Origin of the sequence: Candidatus Stygibacter australis (genome assembly GCA_030765845.1) — a bacterium.
Taxonomy (GTDB): domain Bacteria; phylum Cloacimonadota; class Cloacimonadia; order Cloacimonadales; family TCS61; genus Stygibacter; species Stygibacter australis.
Map to the genome: position 1 here is coordinate 1 of JAVCDJ010000181.1, position 5,105 is coordinate 5,105.

General features: G+C 39.0%; 5 protein-coding genes. 1 reads left to right on the plus strand and 4 read right to left on the minus strand.

Annotation, left to right across the window (positions count from 1 at the left end):
- The 4 genes from RAO94_09220 to RAO94_09235 form a co-directional block, all read right to left on the minus strand.
- The coding region (locus tag RAO94_09220; GenBank protein MDP8322517.1) for an amidohydrolase family protein at positions 1–987 on the minus strand (987 nt) is incomplete at its 3' end.
- Between the two features lie 146 nt (positions 988–1,133).
- Complete coding sequence (locus RAO94_09225; GenBank protein MDP8322518.1) at positions 1,134–1,718, minus strand: nucleoside triphosphate pyrophosphatase; 585 nt, start codon at positions 1,716–1,718, stop codon at positions 1,134–1,136.
- A gap of 198 nt (positions 1,719–1,916) precedes the next feature.
- Entirely contained in the window at positions 1,917–3,029 is a 1,113-nt protein-coding gene (locus tag RAO94_09230) for a nitronate monooxygenase (protein MDP8322519.1), read from the minus strand.
- A gap of 10 nt (positions 3,030–3,039) precedes the next feature.
- Positions 3,040–3,597: a TetR/AcrR family transcriptional regulator gene (locus RAO94_09235; protein MDP8322520.1), complete on the minus strand. Its 558-nt coding sequence runs from the start codon at positions 3,595–3,597 to the stop codon at positions 3,040–3,042.
- A 617-nt stretch (positions 3,598–4,214) separates the two neighbouring features.
- Between RAO94_09235 and RAO94_09240 the strand changes: the two genes are divergently transcribed.
- Positions 4,215–5,105, plus strand: an 891-nt coding sequence (locus RAO94_09240) for an AI-2E family transporter (protein MDP8322521.1), incomplete at its 3' end; no start/stop codon positions are given.

A 5,105-nucleotide genomic window follows, 5' to 3' on the forward strand; every position in this document is an offset into this window, starting at 1 on the left:
GAGATCTTTTGGGTTTTCCTGCTGTACCTTTTCATAACATTTTAATATCTGGCTGATCGCTCTATCTCCAATACAATGAACAGCAACCTGAAGATCATTAGCATGAGCACGGCTGATTATCTTTTCCCAGTGAGTGTCATCATGATAGAGCATCCCATAATTTTCCGGCTGGTCAGTATAAGGTTCAAATAATCCTGCTGTGTGTGATCCAAAAGACCCATCTGCCAGGATGCAGCCACCAAGTCTTGCTGCTCCAGCTTCCAGGGCTGCATCTATATTAAAACATTGGGCATAAGGAATGAATTCTATCGGGAATCTATCCATATTTGCCTGCAGAAAAGAATAATGCTCAAGACTGTTATAACCATCTCCTACCATTGTATGAATAGTAGTATGACCATATTTTATGGCATGACGGGCAGCATTATCATAAGATCTAAGGATATGCTCTTCATCAAGGCTGCTATGAAACCAGTTAGTTATCAGATCATTTTCGCGTTTACGGAAAGTACCATTAAAATCAGATTTTAATGGCTGAATTGCTGTTATCTGACGCGCAGCATATGTATTGATGACGCAGGAATGTCCATCAACCCGCCTGATAAGTACTGCTTTATCTGGGAAAAGCTTATCAAGCTCTGTTGCTGTGGGAAATCGCTGCTCTTTTAGTTCCGTCTCATCCAGATGCCAGGCAATGAGCGTTTCACCCATCAGTTTACCATCTGAAAGCCTTTCAAAAAGCTCAGTTAGATCCTCACAATGCTCCAGATTCACTCCCATACTGTATAACCCACCAGAAATACTATGCGTGTGAGTATCAATAAATCCTGGAAGTACCCACTTTCCCTGCAGATCAATATATTCTGCTGCCATATCTGGTTTTGCATCAAAGAGCTCTACTATCTTTCCTTTATCTACTGCCATAGCTGCAGCAGTTGCCAATTCCTTATTCATCGTGATTATTTTACCATTATAGAATACTTTCATTTTGTTATCCTCAGTACTATTTAAACAAAATTTACTATGACTGCAAATAGTGTCAATCGAAGAGAGTTTATCTTAATATCCCAATTAAGTTTGGAGTTTTGAATGGTACTCCGGACAAGACTTCAGGACGATCATTTTCTCACTTCTCAGGTTATAATCAGTTCTTTTATCAATTTATAAAATGTGGAAACAGGAAAACCCATTACATTAAAATAACAACCGGTAATTTTCTTGATGAACTGTGAACCGTAGCCCTGAATGCCATAAGCTCCAGCTTTATCCATAGGTTCACCAGTCTTGATATATTCCTCGATCTCTTCTCTGGTAAGTAGATTAAATTCCACCAGTGATCTTGCATAACCAGTCATAGTAGTATTTTTATAACATACAGCAATCCCGGTATATACATTATGCTTGTTTCCTGAAAGTCTGCTTAAATGCTCATAGGCTTCATATTTGTCTGCTGGTTTCCCCAGCACTATATTATCCAGATACACGATGGTATCTGCTCCCACGACTATTGTATCTGCTGGCATCTTAGCTGCCACGAATTCTGCCTTTTTCCCTGCATGTTCCATCACCAGATGATGCGGACTTATGCACTCAGAATCTTCTTCCACCATGGCAGGAAACACCAGGGCATTTATCTTTAGCATCTCAAAGATCACCTTGCGTCGAGGCGATGCTGATGCCAGTACAATACGTTTATTAGCAAGTATTTGATGTAACATTATTCTTCCTTTAATAAATTTTTGCTATTATTTATTTTCTCAGATAAATGTCAATCAGAGCCCTAATAAATCTCTAAATTTCCTCAACAATTGTGCACTATCCGAAACCTTGCGAATGGTCGAATGACCTCCGCAATGGTTGATCAGTTATAAAATGGCTAACCATTACGAAGGTGCAGGCACCATACGTAAGGTTTTCTATTTCTCTCCTGCCAGTATCTTCTCCAAAGCTGCCTCAAGTTCTATCTTCAAACCATACACCAGCTCTTTCACCTTCATCAGTCCTGTTATCCTGTGGGCATTTGCTCCACAAAAAGCAAAACCTTCTTCCAGATGTCCCTGCTGGGCGTTAGTAAGAGCACGGGCAATGCAATACGGCGCATTATGATAATCACAACCATGAAGACATTTCCAGCGGCAATTGATCGGTTTCCGCTGTCCTTCAGCCACTTCCTTCAAATAATCGCAGTTGATCGCTCTACCCGGTAAGCCTACCGGACTCTTGATGATAACGATGTCTTCTGGTCGCGAATCTATATATGTCTGCTTAAATTGCGGTGAAGCATCACATTCTTCAGTTGCCACAAAACGTGTCCCCATCTGCGCAGCATCTGCTCCACTTTCAAGAATGTGTGCTATATCATTGCCGTCATGGATCCCACCACCTGCTATGATCGGAATTTTTTTCTTATATTTAGTCTCAAAATCACTGATCACCTTTTTCACGCTGGCTAATATATTCTCTAATAGATTAGCAGGATTATCAAGAGTATCCTGCTTAAAACCAAGATGACCACCTGCTAAAGGTCCTTCCACCACTATTGCATCGGGAACGCGATCATAGTGCTTGTCCCAGTAATTAAAAATAATGTTCGCTGCTCTGCCAGATGATACAATGGGGGCTATTTTACTTTTTGCTTTCTGGATTAAGGCAAAATCTATCTCTTCAGGTATTTTCAGCATCAGTCCGGCTCCCACAAAAATTATGTCTGCCTGCTCCTGAAGAGCTGTCTTCAGCATCTTGCCAAAATCACTTAAAGCTGCCATGATATTTACTCCGATCACTCCAGCTGTTAATTCCTTCGCTTTTTGTATTTCCGTACGCAATCCTTCTATATTTGCCAGGCTACCGCCTTTTCCACCATATTGGTCAAGCATACCAAGACCCACTGAGGATATCACGCCAATTCCACCCTCATTTGCTACAGCACTTGCTAATCTCGAGAGTGATATACCCACCCCCATTCCTCCCTGTACAATAGGAAGATTTATCTCTAATCCGCCGATTCTGAAAACTTTTCCTGCTTCCATTGCTCTTCTCCTATTCTGCCCGTAGGCTTAAAATTTCTACTAGTATCCCAATTTCTTTTTCTATTTCCAAAAGTAATTCTTCTTTGTCTTCACCCATAAATAAACGAAGTTCATAACCCATGATCAAAGTTTGCATTGCTGATTGCAGCACAATCTGCAGGTTTGGTATCTCCGATAATATCTTGCCTACAGTCTCAGACTCAAATTGATAAAAACTATCACGGACTTTCTTGATACCGTCTGCCTGACTATAGTATTCCTTAAATAACAGTTCATATTTATTCTGTAACTCATTAAAATGTTCAAACCGGCTGCGCAGATAGCTGGTCAGTTTTGCAGATACATCGTTTTCCTGCTCCACTTTCCTGCTGATCTTCTTCTGAAGACGCACACTCTCTCGATAGATCACCTCTGTATAGATCGCTTCTTTATTCTTAAAATAATAATAAAGATTTGACTGTGACATCCCAGCTTCTTTGGCAATATCAGCAATACTGGTTTTCTTGATCCCGAAATACTGGATCAATTTCCGCGCTGCTAAGAGAATTTTCTCTCGCTGATCATCCATTTCCACTCCTGAATTTTGAATAATTAATTCAAAATTCAAATGCCCTGAATATATGTCAAGTTATTCAGATGCCACTATATGACTTTATTTTATCAGTCCCCCGATTGAAATCAGGGGTTAAATGAGATTGAGAAAATTTATAATTAAATTTACTTACTCCCCTGCAAACGGATAATTATGCTCTACTGTAACTAATGCAATCAAAATAAACGTTAATAAATCACCTGGATATAAGACGAACAGAAGTTATGATAATAACATTATGTCAGATATTTTAAATTTTCAAGTATTACTCTGGCAAATCTCCATAAAATTTATATCTTCAGCTTGCGAAATCTCCCACTATATGCATATCTAAGAATATATTGGGCATTTTCACCACCAATCAGGTACTCTCAAGGTGGCACAACTCAGAACGGCATGACATTTTAATGTCATGCCGTTCTGAGTTGTGCTGCCTTGATGGTACTTTATGCTCGATTAAAGTGAAACAGTAGTATATAAAAACGATATGATGAGGATTAATAAAATCTGAAATATGAAAGATAACAGAGAAAAGCTTGACGCTGGTTGAGATAATGTTAAAATTTGAAAAATAAAAATGAGAGCGGGGGAAGATGAACAGTAATCGCATGATCAACATATCATTGATAATAATAGTTCTGGCGATATTAGTTTATATGTTAAGAGTGTTAAAGGGTATCTTTATCCCCTTATCCTTTGCTGTATTTCTACAATTCATGATCATACCTGTTTACCGGGGACTGGAAAATCATAGGGTGCCAGTCTGGGTGATCAATATCTTACTGGTAGTATTTGTATTAGGTGTATTTTTCGGGCTGGGATCAGTAGTATTTGCAAGTGTGAATTCCTTTATAAAGGATTTCCCTAAATATGAGTTAAAGATCCAGGAGTTATTTCAGTCGGCAATAATTCACTTTGAGATCCCGATAGAAGATGTGAGGTCTTATATCAATAACCGGGTTAACTGGGTGCAGATATTTGACCGGTTATCATTATCGAAGGTAATCTCAAGTTCTATGGGTACTTTTCTTGATTTCATCACCAAGCTGTTATTAACGACAATATTTTTATTGTTTTTACTGGCAGAGCGCAGCAGTATTGATGAAAGGCTTAAGAAGGTTCTATCGGAGCGTGACATTAAGCGAAATCGGGATACTTTGAAGGATATTGAAAGTTCCATAAAAGAGTATATTATCAATAAGACGATCATCAGTTTTGTAACAGGACTGGTTTCGATATTATGGTTGAGTATATTTAGTGTAGATTTCGCGATAATTTCCGGGCTTCTGATCTTTATTCTTAATTATATACCAAATTTTGGTTCGATCGTGGCTACATCATTTCCGATCATGGTCTGCTTTTTCCAGTTCGGGTTTGGCTGGCAGTTGCTGGTTGTATCCGTTCTACTGGTAATGACACAGATCGTGATGGGCAATATTATTGAACCTCGATTTATGGGATCAAGATTGAGGATATCTCCACTG

Bases quoted from the DNA above. Each gene is read 5' to 3' on its own strand.
- RAO94_09230 (MDP8322519.1), bottom strand. From the start codon at position 3,029: ATGGAAGCAGGAAAAGTTTTCAGAATCGGCGGATTAGAGATAAATCTT.
- RAO94_09225 (MDP8322518.1), bottom strand. From the start codon at position 1,718: ATGTTACATCAAATACTTGCTAATAAACGTATTGTACTGGCATCAGCA.
- RAO94_09235 (MDP8322520.1), bottom strand. From the start codon at position 3,597: ATGGATGATCAGCGAGAGAAAATTCTCTTAGCAGCGCGGAAATTGATC.